General features: G+C 72.8%; 17 protein-coding genes. 7 read left to right on the plus strand and 10 right to left on the minus strand.

The annotated features are described in order from the left end of the window. Positions 1–37: 37 nt before the first annotated feature. The 3 genes from V4Y03_RS09255 to V4Y03_RS09265 are packed head-to-tail and all read left to right on the plus strand — an operon-like array spanning position 38 to position 2,529. Positions 38–757, plus strand: coding sequence for an ABC transporter permease (locus tag V4Y03_RS09255; protein WP_443079866.1), 720 nt, complete (start codon positions 38–40; stop codon positions 755–757). Between the two features lie 9 nt (positions 758–766). Beyond that, positions 767–1,927 carry a sensor histidine kinase gene (locus V4Y03_RS09260; protein WP_317876533.1) on the plus strand — a complete coding sequence of 387 codons (1,161 nt, stop codon included), beginning with the start codon at positions 767–769 and terminating at the stop codon, positions 1,925–1,927. Further along, complete coding sequence (locus V4Y03_RS09265) at positions 1,924–2,529, plus strand: response regulator transcription factor (protein ID WP_317876532.1); 606 nt, start codon at positions 1,924–1,926, stop codon at positions 2,527–2,529. The genes V4Y03_RS09260 and V4Y03_RS09265 overlap by 4 nt, the downstream gene beginning before the upstream one ends. A gap of 96 nt (positions 2,530–2,625) precedes the next feature. Here V4Y03_RS09265 and V4Y03_RS09270 read toward each other — a convergent pair whose 3' ends face one another. Both V4Y03_RS09270 and V4Y03_RS09275 read right to left on the minus strand, forming a co-directional pair. Then, complete coding sequence (locus V4Y03_RS09270; RefSeq protein WP_332434602.1) at positions 2,626–3,231, minus strand: DinB family protein; 606 nt, start codon at positions 3,229–3,231, stop codon at positions 2,626–2,628. Between the two features lie 155 nt (positions 3,232–3,386). After that, positions 3,387–5,003 (minus strand): carboxylesterase/lipase family protein, encoded by a 1,617-nt coding sequence (locus V4Y03_RS09275; protein WP_332434603.1) that lies wholly within the window; start codon positions 5,001–5,003, stop codon positions 3,387–3,389. 113 nt (positions 5,004–5,116) lie between these two features. Here V4Y03_RS09275 and V4Y03_RS09280 point away from each other — a divergent pair, with 113 nt between their 5' ends. Beyond that, positions 5,117–5,704, plus strand: a complete 588-nt coding sequence (locus V4Y03_RS09280) for a PadR family transcriptional regulator (protein WP_317879020.1) — start codon at positions 5,117–5,119, stop codon at positions 5,702–5,704. 71 nt (positions 5,705–5,775) lie between these two features. Here V4Y03_RS09280 and V4Y03_RS09285 read toward each other — a convergent pair whose 3' ends face one another. The 4 genes from V4Y03_RS09285 to V4Y03_RS09300 are packed head-to-tail and all read right to left on the minus strand — an operon-like array spanning position 5,776 to position 11,396. Further along, positions 5,776–7,251: an MFS transporter gene (locus tag V4Y03_RS09285; protein WP_443079762.1), complete on the minus strand. Its 1,476-nt coding sequence runs from the start codon at positions 7,249–7,251 to the stop codon at positions 5,776–5,778. 40 nt (positions 7,252–7,291) lie between these two features. Beyond that, positions 7,292–8,491: a lipid-transfer protein gene (locus tag V4Y03_RS09290; protein WP_332434605.1), complete on the minus strand. Its 1,200-nt coding sequence runs from the start codon at positions 8,489–8,491 to the stop codon at positions 7,292–7,294. A 13-nt stretch (positions 8,492–8,504) separates the two neighbouring features. Continuing rightward, complete coding sequence (locus V4Y03_RS09295; protein WP_332434606.1) at positions 8,505–10,799, minus strand: acyl-CoA dehydrogenase; 2,295 nt, start codon at positions 10,797–10,799, stop codon at positions 8,505–8,507. A gap of 54 nt (positions 10,800–10,853) precedes the next feature. After that, complete coding sequence (locus V4Y03_RS09300) at positions 10,854–11,396, minus strand: hypothetical protein (RefSeq protein ID WP_317877801.1); 543 nt, start codon at positions 11,394–11,396, stop codon at positions 10,854–10,856. 107 nt (positions 11,397–11,503) lie between these two features. Between V4Y03_RS09300 and V4Y03_RS09305 the strand changes: the two genes are divergently transcribed. Next, positions 11,504–11,908: a DUF4259 domain-containing protein gene (locus V4Y03_RS09305; protein WP_317877800.1), complete on the plus strand. Its 405-nt coding sequence runs from the start codon at positions 11,504–11,506 to the stop codon at positions 11,906–11,908. A gap of 40 nt (positions 11,909–11,948) precedes the next feature. On the opposite strand, the gene V4Y03_RS09310 is transcribed toward V4Y03_RS09305, so the two are convergent. From V4Y03_RS09310 to V4Y03_RS09320, 3 genes are read right to left on the minus strand one after another with little or no spacing between them, the layout of a single operon-like run. Then, a complete protein-coding gene (locus tag V4Y03_RS09310) occupies positions 11,949–12,374 on the minus strand; it encodes a hypothetical protein (RefSeq protein ID WP_332434607.1) in 426 nt (141 codons plus the stop codon). A gap of 2 nt (positions 12,375–12,376) precedes the next feature. Next, the gene (locus V4Y03_RS09315; RefSeq protein WP_332434608.1) at positions 12,377–12,649 is read right to left on the minus strand and encodes a DUF397 domain-containing protein; all 273 of its coding nucleotides are present in this window, start codon (positions 12,647–12,649) and stop codon (positions 12,377–12,379) included. Next, on the minus strand, positions 12,618–13,457 hold the full coding sequence (locus V4Y03_RS09320; RefSeq protein WP_332434609.1) for a helix-turn-helix domain-containing protein: 840 nt from the start codon (positions 13,455–13,457) through the stop codon (positions 12,618–12,620). Before V4Y03_RS09320 ends, V4Y03_RS09315 begins: the two co-directional genes overlap by 32 nt. An 84-nt stretch (positions 13,458–13,541) precedes the next feature. Here V4Y03_RS09320 and V4Y03_RS09325 point away from each other — a divergent pair, with 84 nt between their 5' ends. Both V4Y03_RS09325 and V4Y03_RS09330 read left to right on the plus strand, forming a co-directional pair. Further along, a complete protein-coding gene (locus tag V4Y03_RS09325) occupies positions 13,542–13,949 on the plus strand; it encodes an ATP-binding protein (protein ID WP_332434610.1) in 408 nt (135 codons plus the stop codon). 46 nt (positions 13,950–13,995) lie between these two features. Further along, a complete protein-coding gene (locus V4Y03_RS09330) occupies positions 13,996–14,625 on the plus strand; it encodes a class I SAM-dependent methyltransferase (protein WP_317877795.1) in 630 nt (209 codons plus the stop codon). 31 nt (positions 14,626–14,656) lie between these two features. On the opposite strand, the gene V4Y03_RS09335 is transcribed toward V4Y03_RS09330, so the two are convergent. Beyond that, positions 14,657–16,456 (minus strand): hypothetical protein, encoded by a 1,800-nt coding sequence (locus V4Y03_RS09335; protein WP_332434611.1) that lies wholly within the window; start codon positions 16,454–16,456, stop codon positions 14,657–14,659. Positions 16,457–16,579: the final 123 nt, after the last annotated feature.

A 16,579-nucleotide genomic window follows, 5' to 3' on the forward strand; every position in this document is an offset into this window, starting at 1 on the left:
CCCGCGCACTCCGTACGCGCGGAACACCGCGATCCCGATGATCACCGCGTACGTCGGCCTCGAAGTGCGCCGCACGCTCCGCGACATCGGTTTCGTGATCTCCACGATCGGTGTGCCGGTGATGATGTACCTCCTCTTCACCAACCTCGGCGCGGACGACAGCGGGTACAAGAAGGCCGCGATGGTCGGCATGGCCGCGTACGGAGCGCTCGGCGCCGCCCTGTCCCTCGGCACGGGGGTGGCGGAGGACAAGTCCACCGGCTGGCTGCGGCAGCTGCGGATCACGCCCATGACGTCCCGGCAGGTGGTGACCGGCCGGGCCCTGACCGGGTCCGTCGTCGTCCTGCCCGCCATCGCGGGGGTCCTGCTCGCGGGCGGCCTCGCCAACGGCGTACGGATGGAGCCCTGGCAGTGGGCCGCGGTCGCCGTCACGCTCTGGCTCGGCTCGCTGCCCTTCACCCTGCTCGGCATCGGCAACGGCTACCGGTTCACCGCCCAGACCACCGGCGTCGTCAACGTCGCCTGCAACCTCGGGCTCGCCGTCGTCGGCGGCCTCTGGTTCCCGGTCGCCCTCTTCCCCGACTGGCTGCGGACGATCTCCCGGCTCACCCCGACGAACCGCTTCGCGGAGCTGGGCGTGGCGATGGCGGAGGGCAGGGCTCCGGGCACGGCGACCCTCGCGGTACTGGTCGGCTGGGCTGCCCTGTTCGGCGCGTACGCGGCGGTCTCGTACCGCCGTTCCGGCCGGACGGTGTAGGACATGAGCATGGCGGACACCAGGTGGGGGCGGACCGTGGCGGTGCTGAGGAGGCGGCAGGAGGACCGGGGGCCGAGCGGGCTGAGCCTGCTCCCCTGGCTCCTGATGGGCCTCGGCGCACTCTCCCATCTGATCAGCGGCGACGCCACGAACCCGTGGATCGGCGGCCTCGGCCTGCTCGCGTTCAACTCCCTCTACATCGCGATCGTCATGCGCGCCTTCCACGAACGCACCCGGGAGGCCCCGCTCACCTGGGTACTCCTCGCCGCGCTCGCCGCGCTCACCTTCGGGCTCGCCGCCGGCTACGGCAGGGAATGGCTGCTGCTCTTCCCGCTCCTGGGCCTGGCCGTCGGGGCGGTGGTGCGGCGCGGGCGGCACCTGCGGCGGATCAGCCTCCCGCTGGTCGTCGCGGTCGCCGCGGTGACGTTCTGGCGGGACGGCTGGAACTCCTTCGGCATCGTCTACGGCACCTTCATCTCGGTGATGGTGACGGCGACGATCCTCGCCCTGGACGAGACGGTCCGGCAGCTGCGGGCCACCCGGGAGGAACTGGCCAGGACGGCCGTCGAGAAGGAACGGCTGCGGTTCTCCCGCGACCTGCACGACCTGCTCGGCCACACCCTGTCGGTGATCGTGGTGAAGTCGGAGGTCGTACGGCGGCTGGCGCCGCGCGACCTGGACGCGGCCCTGGCGCAGGTCGCGGACATCGAGTCGGTGGGACGTCAGGCGCTGACCGAGATAAGGGAGGCCGTGACCGGCTACCGCGAGGGCAGCCTCGCCACCGAGCTGGACCGGGCGCGCGACGCGCTCTCCACCGCGGGCATCGAGCCGGTCGTACGCCGCTCGGGCCCGCTGCTCGAACCGCAGACCGAGGCCCTGCTGAGCTGGGTCGTACGGGAGTCCACGACGAACGCGGTACGGCACAGCGGCGCGTCCCGCTGCGTCATCGACCTCACCGGCGGCGCCGACCGCGTCCGCCTCACCGTCACCGACGACGGGCGCGGCCCGGCCGACGGCGTCCCCGGCAGCGGGCTGCGTGGCCTGCGCGAGCGGGTCGCGGCGGCAGGCGGCACCCTTGAGTCGGGACCGGCACCGCAGGGCGGGTTCCGGGTCGCGGCGGAGCTCCCCGCCGAGACCCCCGACCCGCACGAGGGGGAAGCGCCGGAATGATCAGAGTCCTGCTGGCCGAGGACCAGGGCATGATGCGCGGGGCGCTGGCCCTGCTGCTCGGCATGGAGCACGACATGGAGGTCGTCGCCCAGGTGGGGCGGGGGGACGAGATCGTGGACGCGGCGCTGGCCGCGCGCCCCGACGTGGCCCTCCTCGACATCGAACTGCCGGGCCGCTCGGGCCTGGACGCGGCGGTGGACCTGCGTACGGAGGCCCCGGACTGCCGGGTCCTGATCCTCACCACCTTCGGCCGCCCCGGCTACCTCCGGCGGGCGATGGAGGCGGGCGCGGCGGGCTTCCTGGTGAAGGACGGTCCGGTGGAGGACCTGGCCGAGTCGATCCGCAAGGCCCTCAGGGGCGAGACGGTCATCGACCCGGCCCTCGCGGCGGCGGCCCTCAGCGCGGGCCCGAACCCGCTGACCGCCCGCGAACGCGACGCGCTGGCGGCCTCGGTGGACGGCGCGACGGTCGCGGACATCGCGACGGCCCTGCACCTGTCGGAGTCCACGGTCCGCAACTACCTGTCGTCGGCGATCGGGAAGACGGGCACCCGCAACCGCATGGAGGCGGTACGGGCGGCGCGGCGGCAGGGGTGGCTCTAGAGGAAGCGCCAGCCCGCGCTCGCGCAGCCAGGTCAGGTGTTCGGCGGAGAAGTACACCTGGTCCGCGCGGAGTTCGACGGGCATGCCGCACGAACATCACGTCATGTGAGACGACCTCTGAGCCTTGATGGGTGCGGCCGACCTGGCGGCCTGCTCGATCCTCGCGCAGTGGGCCGCACGGGCTTCCTCGTCGATCCCCTTCTCGTGCTCGGCGCGCAACCCGGTCCGGCCGTCGAGGCCCTCGCGCAGGATGTCGGCGTGCCCGGCATGCCGGATGGACTCGCCGAGGACGTGGACCATGACGGCGAACAGGTTCGTGTCGGTGTAGGGCTCCGGCCACCACGGCACGTGGCCGGGGGCGTCGAGGGGAAGCTCGTTGATCGTCGCGTCCGAGTGTTCCCACGTGCGCCGGTAGAACCCGATGATCTGATCGCGGGTCTCGTCCTCGGTCGCCCACTGATCGCTGCCGTCGGAGTCCTGCCACCGGGACAGCCGTTCCGGGGAAGGGCGGCCGAAGACCTCGCCGAAGTACCTGGCCTCGACGTTGGCCACGTGTTTGACCAGACCGAGGAGGTTGGTCCCGGTCGCCGTCAAGGGTCTGCGGGCGTCGTATTCGGACAAGCCGTCGAGTTTCCAGAGCAGCGCCTCGCGGTCCCGCCGCAGTCTCCCGTGCAGGTTGTCCTTCGCGAATTCATCGATCATGCGGCATGAGCCTTCCATGAACTGTTCGTGGTCTCAAGATCCCGTACATGGTCCACAACGGCCGGCGGGGCCGAGGCTCAGGACTCCTGCGCTGGACGCCTCCGGACGGCTCGGGGGCGGGTGTCCGTGCGGACGCCCGCCCCGTCGTCGTCGCGTCAGCGTGAAGCGTTCCAGAGGTCGCAGTTGTGCTGCTCGCTCAGGTTGCCGGTGGGCGCGTTGCCGCCGGCGGACGCGGTGCGGAGTCGGAGCACCTGGCCGGGGCGCGATCCGTGTTCCGGCATGGGCTGCTGTCCGCGGGCCCGGGGCGGGGTGCCGTGGACGAAGGAGCCCCAGTAGTCGGTCATCTGGTCGGCGAGCGCGCGCTGTTCGGCGTTGAAGGGTGCGGCGATGCCGTACGGCTTGAAGAGGTAGTTCAGCTCGGCGGCATGCGTGGCACCGAAGTCGAAGTCCGCGTTCTGGGGGAGCGAGGCGAACAGCGGCGAGGTGCGGTCGGCGAACTCGTACGCGTACACCTTGCCCCGCTTGGCGAGGAGCGGGTCGACGGCCAGGGCCGGGCAGGCGAAGAGCTGGTCGCCGAAGGCCGTGCCGTAGGCGTACGCGGGGCGCTCGTACGCCGTGAGCGGGTAGCGGGCGAGCGCTCGCGCGCCGGTCTCCGGGCCGAAGGTGGCGGCGAGGGCCGCCGGGTAGGCGTCGGCGGTGAGGGGGTTGCCCCAGCGGTCGAACGAGTCGTACGCGAAGACCAGCCCCTCCTTGCTGGTGGCGCCGTTCATCACGGGGACGCGGGAGGAGCGGCCCGAGGCGAACGCGTCGGCCGGCTGCAAGGGCAGCTGGGGGGTGCCGACGGTGTAGCCCCAGGAGCGGCGCTGGGAGGCCTGCGCGTCGAGGATCTCCTTGGTGCTCTTCCCGCGGAGACAGTCGGCGGCCGTCGCCGCTTCCGTACAGCCGAGTCCGGCGGCGAAGGCGAGGGAGGAGGCGACGGCCTGCTCGCGCGGGGTCCCGGCGCAGTTGCCGAAGGTGCCGCTCATGATGATCGCGCCGCGGTAGAGGCCGCGGCTCGCCGGGGAGGCGAGCTGGTTGCAGACGGCGCCGCCGCCCGCGGACTCGCCGGCGAGGGTGACACGGCCCGGGTCGCCGCCGAAGGCGCCGATGTTCGTCCGGACCCAGCGCAGGGCCTGCTGCTGGTCGAGGAGGGCGAAGTTGCCGCCGGCGCCGGGCAGGGTGAGGAAGCCCAGGGCGCCGAGGCGGTAGTTGAGGGTGACGACGATGCTGCCGGTGCGGCGGGCGAAGGCGTCGGGAACGATGTCGCGGGCGGTGCCGCCGACGTTTCCGCCGCCGTGGACCCAGACCATGACGGGGCGCTTGGTGCTGGAGTGGCGGCCGGCGGGCGGGGTGTAGACGTTGACGTCGAGGCAGTCCTCGGTGGTCCGCTGCTGCTCGAAGCCGGGAGCCCAGTACGTGTTCTGGGCGCAGTACGCGCCGTAGCGGGTGGCGTCCCTGACGCCCGCCCAGTCGGAGGCGGGCTGCGGGGCGCGCAGGCGCAGGGGGCCGGTGGGGGCTTCGGCGTACGGAATGCCGAGGAACTGGCGTCCCTCGGCCGTGGCGGCTCCGCGCACCCAGCCGTTGTCGGTGCGGACGAGGGTGGGGCCGGTGGTGTCGTGGGCCTGGGCGGCGCCTGCGGGCACGAGGGAGGCGGCGACGGCGACGGCCAGCGGCAGGGCGACGCGGCGCGCGCGCCGCAGCAGTGCGGGCAGACGCCTGGCGGGCAGGGTCATAGGGTCTCCTGAGGCAGAGGAAGGCCCGGCGGTGGGCGCCGCGAGCATAGATGTCGAGTGCCATAGGTGACTAGTCACCTATGGATTCGCGGCCGAAAGGTGACAGGAGAGAGATGAAGTTCGAGCACGTTCTGCTCGGATTCGTGGCGATGCGTCCCTGTACGGGATACGACCTGAAGCGCTGGCTGGGCAGTGAGATGGGCCGTATGAGCCGGCTCCCCAGCCAGCAGAGCCAGATCTACCGCACCCTCGCCCGGATGACCGCCGACGACTGGCTGACGTACGACGTGGAGCAGAACGAGGGACGCCCGGACTCCAAGGTCTACCGCGTCACCGCCACCGGCGAACGCGTCCTGCGCGCCCGCCTCGCCGAGCCGTACGAGCCGCCGGTCGATTTCGGCGACCCCGAGTTCCCGACGCGCTACCTCCTCTCCGTCTTCGTGACCGAGGAGGAGCGCATCGCCCTCGTACGCACCGAGCTGGAGGCACGCCGCGCCCAGCTCGACCGCTTCCGCGCCCGGGACATGCGCGAGGAGCCCTGGCTGCCGGGCCTGGACCCCCGTCGCATGGCCCGCATCCTGGACCACGTCCACGAGAGCAAGGACAGGGCCCTGGTCACCCACGTGCGCTGGCTGGAGGAGGTCCTCGCGGAACTCACCGGGACGACGGACCCCGCTGGGCCGGGAACGCCACACGCATAGCCCGGCGAGACCGGTCGAGCGGGCCATGGCGGTCCTGAGGGGCCGACGGCCCCCACGTCCTCCCCGGCGGCCTACGCGGCAGGGCGCTCCGGGGCGCCCTGTCCCTTCGGGAGCCAGACGTACATCAGCGCCGCCGCCCCGATCAGGACCGCCGTCGAGACCCGGAAGGCCGTCGCGTAGCCCGGGACCAGGTAGGAGCCGTCCGGGGTGCCGAAGACGGCGGAGTCGGCGACCGCCGGGGTGGCCGCCGCCGCGACCGTCGAGAGGATCGCGAGGCCGAGGGCGCCGCCCATCGTGCGCGAGGTGTTGACGAGGCCCGAGACGAGACCCGCGTCGGACCGGGAGGCGCTGGACGTGGCGAGGGCGGCCAGCGGGGTGGTGGCCAGGCCGATGCCCCCCATCATCAGGATGCCGGGGCCCAGGATCGTGCCGAGGAAGGTGCCGTCGGCCGTCAGGGTCGACTGCCAGGCGAAGCCGGCGGCGGCGATGAGGGCGCCGAGGACGGCGAGGTTCCGGGAGCCGGCCATCGGCATCAGACGGGGGGCGAGCTTGGAGCCCAGGATGACGCTGAGGGAGCTGGGGACCAGGGCCAGGCCCGCCTGGAGCGGGGTGAAGCCGAGGACGCTCTGCGCGTAGTTCGTCATGAAGAACCACATGCCGAAGGAGCTCGAACCGCACAGCAGGATCGCCACGTTGGCCGCCGTCACCGCCCGGTTGCGGAAGATCTTCAGCGGCATCAGCGGGGCCGCCGTACGCGCCTCGACGGCGACGAACGCGCCGAGCAGCGCGAGACCGCCGAGCAGCGGGAGGAGGGTGGCCGGGGCGGTCCAGCCCGCCTGTTCGGTCTGGACGATGCCGTACGCGAGGACGGCGAGCCCGGCGGTGACGAGGACGGCGCCCGGCAGGTCGAGGCGCCGGTGGGTGCCGGGGCGGGACTCGCGGAGCCAGAGCAGGGCGGCGACGAGGACGAGGGCGCCGACGGGGATGTTGATGAGGAGGACCCAGCGCCAGGACAGCAGGTCGACGAGGAGGCCGCCGACGAAGCCGCCCGCCGCGCCGCCGGCCGCGCCGACCGCCGTCCAGGTGCCGATGGCCCGGGTGCGGGCGGCCCCGGCCGGGACGGCTTCGGTGACCAGGGTCAGGGTGGCGGGCGCGAGGACGGCGGCGCCGAGGCCCTGCACGGCGCGGGCGCCGATCAGGTACGCGCCCTCCGGGGCCAGGCCGCCGACCGCCGAGGCGGCGGTGAAGAGGCCGAGACCGAGGAGGAACATCGCCTTCCGCCCGTAGAGGTCGGAGGCCCGCCCGCCGAACAGCATGAAGCCGGCGAAGGCGATGGCGTAGGCGTTGAGGACCCATTGGAGCCCGACCTCCGAGAGCCCGAGGTCGGTCCGCATCGAAGGCAGCGCCACATTGACGACGGAGACGTCGAGGACGACGAGGAACTGGCCCGCGCAGGCGGTCGCGACGACCGCCCACGAACGGACCGACGGTATGGAAGAGGTCGGGGAGGTGCTCGTGGCGGAGTCGGTCTGCGGCATGAATGTCATGGTCGCAGACCTGCTCCGCCCCGTACATGGGGATTCGGTCCTACGACTTGCGCAGCAGGGTCACCACCGCCGCACCGCCCAGCCCGATGTTGTGCGCGAGCCCGACGCGCGCCCCCGAGACCTGTCGCGCGCCCGCCTCGCCCCGTAGCTGCCAGACGAGTTCGGCGGCCTGCGCGAGCCCGGTCGCGCCCAGCGGGTGGCCCTTGGAGATGAGGCCGCCGGAGGGGTTCACCACCCAGCGCCCGCCGTACGTGGTGGCGCCGGACTCGACGAGTTTGCCGGAGGCGCCCTCCTCGCACATGCCGAGCGCCTCGTAGGTGAGGAGTTCGTTGATGGAGAAGCAGTCGTGGAGCTCGATCACGTCGACGTCCTCGATGCCGAGCCCGGAGCGCTCGTAGACCTGCCGGGCGGCGGCCAGCGACATCGGGCGGCCGACAGCGTCGATGCAGGAGCCGGAGGCGAAGGACTCCTCGGTGTCGGTGGTCATCGCCTGCGCGGCGATCTCCACCGCCCGGTCCCGCAGACCGTGCTCGTCGACGAAGCGCTCGGAGACGACGAGGGCCGCCGCCGCGCCGTCGGAGGTGGGCGAGCACTGGAGCTTGGTGAGCGGCCGGTGGACGGTCTTCGCGGCGAGGATCTCGTCGACCGTGTAGACGTCCTGGAACTGGGCGTTGGGGTTGTTCGCGGAGTGCTGGTGGTTCTTGGCGCCGACGGCCGCGAGCTGTACCTCGGTCGTCCCGTACCGCTCCATGTGCTCGCGGGCGGCGTTGCCGAAGATCTGCGCGGTGGGCGGGGACATCTCGAAGCCGTGGGTCGCGGCCATGATCCCGTAGTGCCGGGCGACCGGCGAGGTCGCGAAGTCCCCCGCGCCCGCCGAGCCGCCGCCGCCGAGCGAGCCCCGCGCCATCTTCTCGAAGCCGACGGCGAGGACGCAGTCCGCGATGCCGCCCTCGACGAACTGGCGGGCGGTCATGAGGGCGGTGGAGCCGGTGGCGCAGTTGTTGTTGAGGTTGTAGACGGGGATGCCGGTCAGCCCGAGTTCGTACACGGCGCGCTGTCCCGCGGTGGAGGCCTGGAAGCAGTAGCCGACGGCGGCCTGCTCCACGCGCGCGTAGGGCACGCCCGCGTCGGCGAGGGCCGCGGTGCCGGCCTCCCGGACCATGTCCCAGTACTGCCAGTCCCGGGTCTCCGGCTTCTCGAACTTGGTCATCCCGACGCCGACCACGTACGCCTTGCTCATCTTCTGTTCCCCCTCAGTCTCGCGGCAGGCCGAGCAGCCGCTCGGCGACGACATTGAGCTGTACCTGTGTGGTGCCGCCCGCGATGGTGAGGCAGCGCGACATCAGCATTCCGTGGACGGCGCGTTCGCCGGGGCCCTCGCGCACGGCGCCCTCGGGGCCGAGGAGTTCGAGGGTGAGTTCGGCAAGGCGCTGCTGGTGGAGGGTCTGGACGAGCTTGCGGACGCTGGCACCCGCGCCCGGTTCGAGCCCGGACACCTGGAGCAGGGTGGTGCGCAGGCCGATGCACGCGAGCGCGTGCGCCTCCGCGAGCAGGGCGCCGATCCGTACGCGTACGGAACTGTCCTGCGGGGCGGCCCGTTCGATGAGCGCTTCGAGGCCGGTGTCGAAGGCGACCTGGTCGGCCATGTGGACGCGTTCGTTGCCGAGGGTGTTGCGGGCGACCCGCCAGCCGTCGTTCACCTCGCCCACGACGGCGTCGGCGGGGAGGAGCGCGTCGTCGAACCAGACCTCGTTGAAGAGGGAGTCCCCGGTGATCTCCTTGAGCGGCCGGATGTCGATGCCGGGGGTGTTCCGCATGTCGACGAGGAAGTAGGTGAGGCCCTGGTGCTTGGGGGCGGTGGGGTCGGTGCGGGCGAGCAGGATGCCGTGGTGGGCCCACTGGGCGGCGCTCGTCCACACCTTCTGGCCGTTGATCCGCCAGCGCCCGTCCTCGGCGCGTTCGGCGCGGGTGCGGAGGGAGGCCAGGTCGGAGCCGGCGCCGGGCTCGGAGAAGAGCTGGCACCAGAGGCGTTCGCCGCGCAGGGTCGGGGCGAGGTGCTCCTCCTGCTGGGCGGGGGTGCCGTGGGCGAGCAGCGAGGGTACGACCCAGGTGGCGATGCCGAGCCCGGAGACCTTGATGCCGGCCTCGTCCAGTTCCCGCTGGACGGCGAGCTGCTGGAGCGGCCCGGCGCCGAGTCCGTACGGCTCCGGGAGGTGCGGGGCGGCGTAGCCGGTGGGGACGAGGGCGCGGCGGGCGGCGGCCGGGTCGAGTCCGGCGGCGGGGGCGACGGCCTCGCGGGCCGCCGTCCGGTACGCCTCGGCCTCGGGCGGCAGGTCGAGACGGAGACCGCGCCGGACCCCCGCGACGGCGTGCCGGAGCCCGGCGAGCCGGTGGTGGTCGCCGGTGCCGAGGAGCTGCCGGGCCACGAGGGCGCGCCGGAGCAGCAGGTGGGCGTCGTGCTCCCAGGTGAAGCCGGTGCCGCCGAGGATCTGGATGCAGTCCTTGGCGCAGCTGTAGGAGGTGTCGAGGGCGGTGGCGGCGGCGAGGGCGGCGGTGAGGGAGCGGGGGCCGTCGTGGTCGGCGCCGCTGCCGGGGCCGATGTCGCCGCCCTGGCTGCCGGGCCCGTCGTGGTCCTCTTCCTCGCCGGGGCTCGCGGCGCGGGCGGCGTCCCAGGTGAGGGCACGGGCCTGTTCGAGCCGGACGAGCATGTCGGCGCAGAGGTGCTTGACGCCCTGGAACTGCCCGATGGGCCGTCCGAACTGTTCGCGGGTACGGGCGTGTTCGGCGGCGGTGTCGACGGCGCGGGCGGCGGTGCCGCAGGCGTCGGCGGCGAAGAGGACGGCGGCGAGGTCCTGGACGAGCGCGGTGACGGCGGCGGTGTCGGTGACGTGGCCAGGGGTGTGGCCGGGGGCGCTTTCGGCGCCCCCGAGGGTGAGTTCACGGGCGGCGGGGACGTGCGCGGCGCGGGCGGTGACCTCGGCGGTGGGCCGGGTCGGGTCGGCGCTCTCGTGGGGCCGGACGGTGAGGCCGTCGGTGTCGACGGCGAGCCAGACGCTGCCGTCGGCGGTGGCGGCCCGCAGGATCACGAGGTCGGCCTGTGCGCCGCCGAGGACGGGGGGCGCGGCGCCGTCGAGGAGGTGGCCGCTCGCGGTACGGACGGCGGTGAGGGTGCCGGTGCCGCCGAAGGCGACGGCGCCGATGCGTTCCCCGCTCGCGAGGGCGGCGGCCAGTTCTCCCTGTCCGGCGCGGTGCAGCAGCGCGGCGGCGAGCGTGGAGGAGAGGAAGGGCCCGGGGAGCAGGGCCCGCGCGGCCTCCTCGACGACGACGGCGAGGTCGACGAGATCGCCGCCTCCTCCCCCGCACTCCTCGGGCAGATGGATCCCGAGGAGCCCCTGCCCGGCGGCGGCGTCCCAGTACGCCGGCCGTCCGAGCCCGGCGTCGGGAACGTCCAGGTGCTTGCGCACCTCCTCGGGAGGTACGGCCCGGCTGAGCCAGCCCCGAACGGCTCGGGCGAGCTCCCGCTGTTCATGCGTGATGGCGATGCCCATGCGCGGCAGACTAGAACACGTTCCATTCTGACGGAAGGTCAGATACGCGGCGGGTTACGGGAGGAGGTCGGCGTTCACGACGGCGAGGGCGGCTTCGCCTTCGGCGAAGAGGGTGGTCAGGTCCTGGGGGGTGGCGTGCGGGGCTGCGGCGTGTTCGAGGAGCAGGACCGGCTGGGGTTCGCCGTCATGTTCGGCCGGGTGGAAGTCCGTGGCCAGCTCCCGGGTCAGCAGGACGAGCCGGTCGGCGTCGAGCGGGTCGGACGGCAGCGCGTCCAGGGAGGCCCGTACGTCGTCCGGGGGCGAGTGGAGGTCGTGGGCCAGCACGTCGCGACGGGCGAGCAGCGTCACGGAGAGCCGGTCGGCGGTCCGTCCGTAGCGCGCGACCAGGTCTTCCCGCAGCAGGTAGAAGACACCCTCCTCGCCTTCGTGCCCCCGGTTCAGGAGGAGACGGACCAGGCGCTCGCCGGGCTCGGCGGAGTTCTGGTCGAGACCGAGGATCACCTCCCGCCCCTCGGGATCGAGGGAGGGGACCGCGCCGATCCACATGTGTGCCAAGTCGGCCTGGGCGGCCGGGTCCTGCGTGTCGTCCGTCGTCATGGCCAGGATCCAAGCACACGACTCCGGCACCGGAGCGGCGTTGTCAGTGGTGCATGCCACGCTGTGGGTACAGCTGATCGACCGAACACGGAGAGAGTGAGCACGCCATGGGTACCTGGGACATCGGCCCCTTCGACAACGACACCGCCGCCGACTTCTCCTACCGGGTGGACGAGGCCCCGGCGGAGAAGAAGGCGGAGGTGCTGGGCGCGTCCTTCCGCGAGGTGAGGGCGAGCGGCGACGAGGACGTGGACGCGGACGTCGCCGTGGAGGCCATCGCCTCGGCCGCCCTGGTCGCGGCCCAGTGTCCGGGCGGCGACCCGGTCACCACCGCGTACGGCCCGAAGGAACCCCTGCCGCCCCTCCCGGCCGAACTCCGCCCGGAGGCCGCGGCGGCCCTGGACCGCATCCTCACCGAACCCTCCGAACTCCTCGAACTCTGGGAGGAGTCGGACGGGGAGGAGTGGAAGGCGGGCGTACGAAAGCTGCGGGCGGTGCTGACGGGGGCGTGACCGTCGGGCCGGTCGGGGCGGGCTCCCTGCCGGGCGGGTGTCAGCGGGCGCCGCGCGGGCGCCGTAGGGCGACGCTTGCGACGGTCGCTCCGACGGCGGTCGCGCCCAGGGTCAGGAGGCCCGGGTTGACCCACCACGGGACGACCTCGATGCCGTGGCACACCAGGCTCACCGGCAGTGCGCTGCTGGAGTCCGGGGAGGCCTTGATCCCCACGGCGAACCAGCACGCGTCCTCCGGGAACAGGAACGGCATGTACGACAGGCCGTACAGGTGCACCGCCCCGCCCGCGACGTATGCCGCCACCGCGACGTAGGCGGCCTTCCTCGCGGGCGAGCGCGGGGAGCGGGGCGGGGCGGGCCGGGGAAGCCCGCCGCCCCGCCGCGCCCTGACCAGCCCCACGTAGGTGATCCCCGCCCAGGCCGGCAGCCCGATGGCGAGGATCATCGTCCCTATGAGGGTCGCCACGGTCAGCGACCGAGACGGCCCTCGGCTGCGGCGCTCACGAACTCCGCGAAGGCGGCCGGGGTGGCGAGGAAGGCGGGGCCTCCGGGGTTCTTGGAGTCCCGGACGGCGACGTGAGCGGTGAGGTCCGCGATTTCGATGCACTCGCCGCCGTTGGGGCCGCTGAACGAGGACTTGCGCCAGGCGGCGGACCCGAGTGGCGCGCACTCGATGCAGTTGCCGCCGGTGTCGCCGCTGTAGGACGACTTACGCCACCGCAGGTCCTGGCTGGTGCCCATACCGCTCCTTCATCACGCTTTCAATCAACACCGCCGAAGCCTCCCGAGAGAGGGCCGAGGCTTGCAGCCGAGCGTAGCTGACGGACACCTGCCGAATCACTTGGGAATTGGCGGTCATGTGGGCCGAGTCGTAGCTCTCCGAATAAAGGATGTCGGGGTCGTCCTCGAAGCGCAGAAGGGTGAACGAACCCAGCAGCCCCGGATGCTGACCCACCTCGAAGGGGAGCACCTGCACCTGCACCCACTGGTGGTCACGGAAGCTCAACAGGTGGGCCAGTTGGTTCCGCATGACCTCCGCCCCGCCGATCTCCCGGTGCAGCACCCCCTCATCCAGCACCACGCACAGCACCGGCGGAAGTTCCCGCTCCAGGATGCGCTGGCGTTCCATCCGCGCGGCCACCATCTCGTCCAGCCGTCCCGCGTTCTCGACGCTCAGCACCGCCCCGGCGTACTCCGCCGTCTGGAGCAGGCCGTAGACCAGCTGCGACTGGTACGTCGAGATGTACGTCGCCCGCGCCTCCATCTCCGCGTACGGCTGGAACCACGTCGGGAGCTGGCTCCGCAGAACCAATCCCACGAGCCGCGAGAAGGCGCCGTCCGTCATCAGCGCGGCGTCGAGCCGTTCCGAGAACTGTCGTGTCGGGACCTTCTTCGCCGTCTCGATCTGGCCGATCAGCGAGCCCGTGCAGTAGACGATCTTGCCGAGCTGCGGCTGGTTGAGTCCGGCCTCCTCTCTCAGACGGCGGAGTTCCGATCCGTAGTAGTCCAGCGGCGACGCGCTCGGATCCAGGCTACGAATGTTGACCAAGGTGTGGTCACCCCCAAGCTCACGCGGTGAGGCGTTGTGTTCAGGCCGTAGCCGAGCGTAACGAAGACCGACCACTCTGGTGGCATGAATCAGGCAACAGACCTCTACCCTGCGGCCCTTGCCACGAGCTACCGCATGGCCTTCACCGTCGGTGAGCACTCCGCCGGTCACATGCGCCGCATCCTGCGCATGTTCCTCACGCGTTGGGGACTCGGCCACCTGTCCGACCCCGGCGGCCTCGCCCTCACCGAACTCGTCGCCAACGTCGTCCGGCACGTGCCCGGCCGCCGCTGCTCCGTGCTCATCCTGCGCGAGCCGTACGGGCTCCGGGTCGAGGTCTCGGACGAGGTGCCCGGGGCCGTGTACGCGAAGGTTCCCGCGCCGCTGGACGAGGGCGGGCGGGGGCTCGTCCTCGTGGAGGCCGTGACGGACCGGTGGGGGGTCGACGAACGGGCCGACGGGAAGAAGGTGTGGTTCGAGTGCGACGCGTAGGGCACGATGGGCGCCCGTACCCCCGTACCCGCCAGTAGGAGTCACCATGTCCGTGCCCGCGCCCGAGATCCTTGCCGCCTTCGAGGCCGCGAAGGGCTTCATGCCCGTCGGGGAGGGGATCGCCCTGTACGAGGCGGCCGGCGAGGCCGCGAAGCTCGGGCTGCCGCTGCTGGAGGTCGGGACGTACTGCGGGCGCTCGACGATCCTGCTCGCCGACGTGGCCCGGCAGGCCGGGACGGTCGCGGTGACCGTGGACCACCACCGGGGCAGCGAGGAGCAGCAGCCTGGCTGGGAGTACCACGACGAGACCGTGGTCGACCCCGAGGTGGGTCTCATGGACACCCTGCCGACCTTCCGCCGGACGCTGCGCAAGGCGGGGCTCGAGGAGTACGTGATCGCCGTCGTCGGACGGTCCCCGCAGGTCGCGAAGGTGTGGGGCGGGCAGCTCGGCCTCGTCTTCGTCGACGGCGGTCACACCGACGAGCACGCCACCAACGACTTCGAGGGCTGGGCCCCCAAGGTCGCCCCCGGGGGCCTGCTCGTCATCCACGACGTTTTCCCCGACCCGGCGGACGGCGGCCAGGCGCCGTACCGGATCTACCTCCGCGCCCTGGAGTCCGGTGACTTCGAGGAGATCTCCGTCACCGACTCCCTGCGGGTGCTGCGCCGCCGCTGACCGCCACCGGGGGCGGGGCGGCGGCGCGGGGTCAGAACAGCGAGGTCACGTAGAGGCAGTTCGTGTAGCTGTAGCCCGATTCGATCTTCGCCTTGCTCGACTTGGTGTCCCCCGCCGTGGACGTGCCCGTCGCCGCCCGCTTCTGGAGGAAGTGGTAGTCGCCGACGGGCAGCAGGAGGGTCGCCTTCGGGTACTTCGAGGACGGCCCCGTGCAGGCCTTCACCTTCCCGCCGCGCGGCACGAGCACGCTGGAGTACTTCGTGCAGGTCCCGCACGCCTTGAGGGTGACCTTGCCGGTCATCGGGCCGGTGTAGAGCAGCTCGACGGAGCCGGGCCCGTCGTTGCTCACCACCATCACCATCCGGCCCCCGCCGGGCACCTCGGCCGGCGGGAGGCTCTTGCCCGCCTCCGGCTCCTCCTCCGCAATCTCGGCGGCGATGGCGATGGAACGGGCGTGCGCGGCCTGCGGGCTGTTCGGGTAGTCCTTGGCGTACTGGGTCATGGTCTTGCCCGCGTCGCCGAACTCCTTGCTCCTGAACTGGAAGGTCCCGCAGGAGAAGTCGCCCTTCTGGACCGCCGACGCGGCCTCCTTCGTGGCGCCTTCGACGGCGGGGTCCGTCATGTTGTCCAGGGAGGAGCGGAGCGCGCGCAGCTCGTTGGTGGTGTCGCAGGGGGCGGCCCCGCCGGTGAGCGCGGTCGTCCTGGTCTTGATCGCCGCCCGCACGGCGGGCTCGACGCGGGTCGCGTGGACCGACTTCGGGAAGGTGTCGTACAGCGCGTTCAGGCTCTCGGAGGCGGGCGGGTTCGCCGTCTGCACGCCGAGCGCGGCCGTCCCGCACTCGTAGAGCGAGTGCGCCAGCGGCTCGTCGGTCTTGGCGGGCCGGGCGCCGAGGAGGTCCTTGTCGAAGGTGCCGGGCAGCCCGCGCAGGTGCTTGAGCGGCGCGATGGCCGCGCAGTACTCCTTCTTCTCGTACGGTCCGGAGACCGTCGTGTAGTACGCGTCGAGCCGGGCCGGAACCAGCTTCCCGGCCCGCGAACCCGCGTGCCGGATGCCGAGGTCCTGGTAGTCGGCCAGTGCCTTGCGGTAGATCGGCTCGGCCTTGTCGAAGGCCAGGCCGTCGGCGGACTTCACCAGCTCGTCGGCTGCGGCCAGACGTTCGAGCAGGGCCTGCTCCTTCGCCTCGTCGCGGGCCGCCCCGTACGCGAGCGAACCGCCGGCGGGCACGGCGAGCAGCACGAGGGCCAGCGGCAGCGCGAGCCGACGGAAGGAGTCACCGATCCGGAGGGTCGCGCGCAGTCCGCGCCGGGCGCCGTCGGCGGCGGCGAGGAGCAGGAAGACGCCGTAGCCGACGAGGAGGCCGAGGGGCACGCCGTCGACATCGGCCGGGAGGGCCATGACGAGCAGGACGGCGGTGGCGATCCAGCAGACGGCGGCGCCGATCCAGTTGCGCAGAAGGACGTAGCCGAGGCCCAGGCAGGAGAGGTTGAGCAGGCCGACCATGGCGGCCTGGGCGGGGTTCGCGTCCCCGCGCGGCGGCGTGGGCGGCGTGGGCGGCTGCCCGCCGTACCCGGGGGGCGGGCCGTATCCGGGCGGGCCGTAGCCCGGCGGCGGCCCGTAGCCGGGCGGGGCCCCGGGGGGCGGCGGCGCGGCACCGGCTCCGGCACCGGCTCCCGCTCCTGCTCCTGCTCCTGCTCCTGCTTCCGCTCCGGACCAGCCGGGAGCGGGAGCGGCGGAAGCGGAGGCAGCCGCAGGAGCGGCACCCGCAGCGGGCGGCGCCTCCCACGGCGCGGCGGGCGGCTGCCCCGGCGTCCCGGCAGGCGGCTGCCCCAAGGCTCCGGCGGGCGGCTGCCCCGAGCCCCCGTACCCTCCCTGTCCCGGCACCCCGCCGGTCGTCTGTCCGGGCGCCCCGGCAAGCGTCTCCCCCGGGCCCCCGCCCGGCCGCGGGTCGTACCC

Source organism: Streptomyces sp. P9-A4 (assembly GCF_036634195.1).
Taxonomy (GTDB): Bacteria; Actinomycetota; Actinomycetes; order Streptomycetales; family Streptomycetaceae; genus Streptomyces.

Bases quoted from the DNA above. Each gene is read 5' to 3' on its own strand.
- V4Y03_RS09255 (WP_443079866.1), top strand. From the start codon at position 38: ATGATCACCGCGTACGTCGGCCTCGAAGTGCGCCGCACGCTCCGCGAC.
- V4Y03_RS09260 (WP_317876533.1), top strand. From the start codon at position 767: ATGGCGGACACCAGGTGGGGGCGGACCGTGGCGGTGCTGAGGAGGCGG.
- V4Y03_RS09265 (WP_317876532.1), top strand. From the start codon at position 1,924: ATGATCAGAGTCCTGCTGGCCGAGGACCAGGGCATGATGCGCGGGGCG.
- V4Y03_RS09270 (WP_332434602.1), bottom strand. From the start codon at position 3,231: ATGATCGATGAATTCGCGAAGGACAACCTGCACGGGAGACTGCGGCGG.
- V4Y03_RS09275 (WP_332434603.1), bottom strand. From the start codon at position 5,003: ATGACCCTGCCCGCCAGGCGTCTGCCCGCACTGCTGCGGCGCGCGCGC.
- V4Y03_RS09280 (WP_317879020.1), top strand. From the start codon at position 5,117: ATGAAGTTCGAGCACGTTCTGCTCGGATTCGTGGCGATGCGTCCCTGT.
- V4Y03_RS09285 (WP_443079762.1), bottom strand. From the start codon at position 7,251: ATGACATTCATGCCGCAGACCGACTCCGCCACGAGCACCTCCCCGACC.
- V4Y03_RS09290 (WP_332434605.1), bottom strand. From the start codon at position 8,491: ATGAGCAAGGCGTACGTGGTCGGCGTCGGGATGACCAAGTTCGAGAAG.
- V4Y03_RS09295 (WP_332434606.1), bottom strand. From the start codon at position 10,799: ATGGGCATCGCCATCACGCATGAACAGCGGGAGCTCGCCCGAGCCGTT.
- V4Y03_RS09300 (WP_317877801.1), bottom strand. From the start codon at position 11,396: ATGACGACGGACGACACGCAGGACCCGGCCGCCCAGGCCGACTTGGCA.
- V4Y03_RS09305 (WP_317877800.1), top strand. From the start codon at position 11,504: ATGGGTACCTGGGACATCGGCCCCTTCGACAACGACACCGCCGCCGAC.
- V4Y03_RS09315 (WP_332434608.1), bottom strand. From the start codon at position 12,649: ATGGGCACCAGCCAGGACCTGCGGTGGCGTAAGTCGTCCTACAGCGGC.
- V4Y03_RS09325 (WP_332434610.1), top strand. From the start codon at position 13,542: ATGAATCAGGCAACAGACCTCTACCCTGCGGCCCTTGCCACGAGCTAC.
- V4Y03_RS09330 (WP_317877795.1), top strand. From the start codon at position 13,996: ATGTCCGTGCCCGCGCCCGAGATCCTTGCCGCCTTCGAGGCCGCGAAG.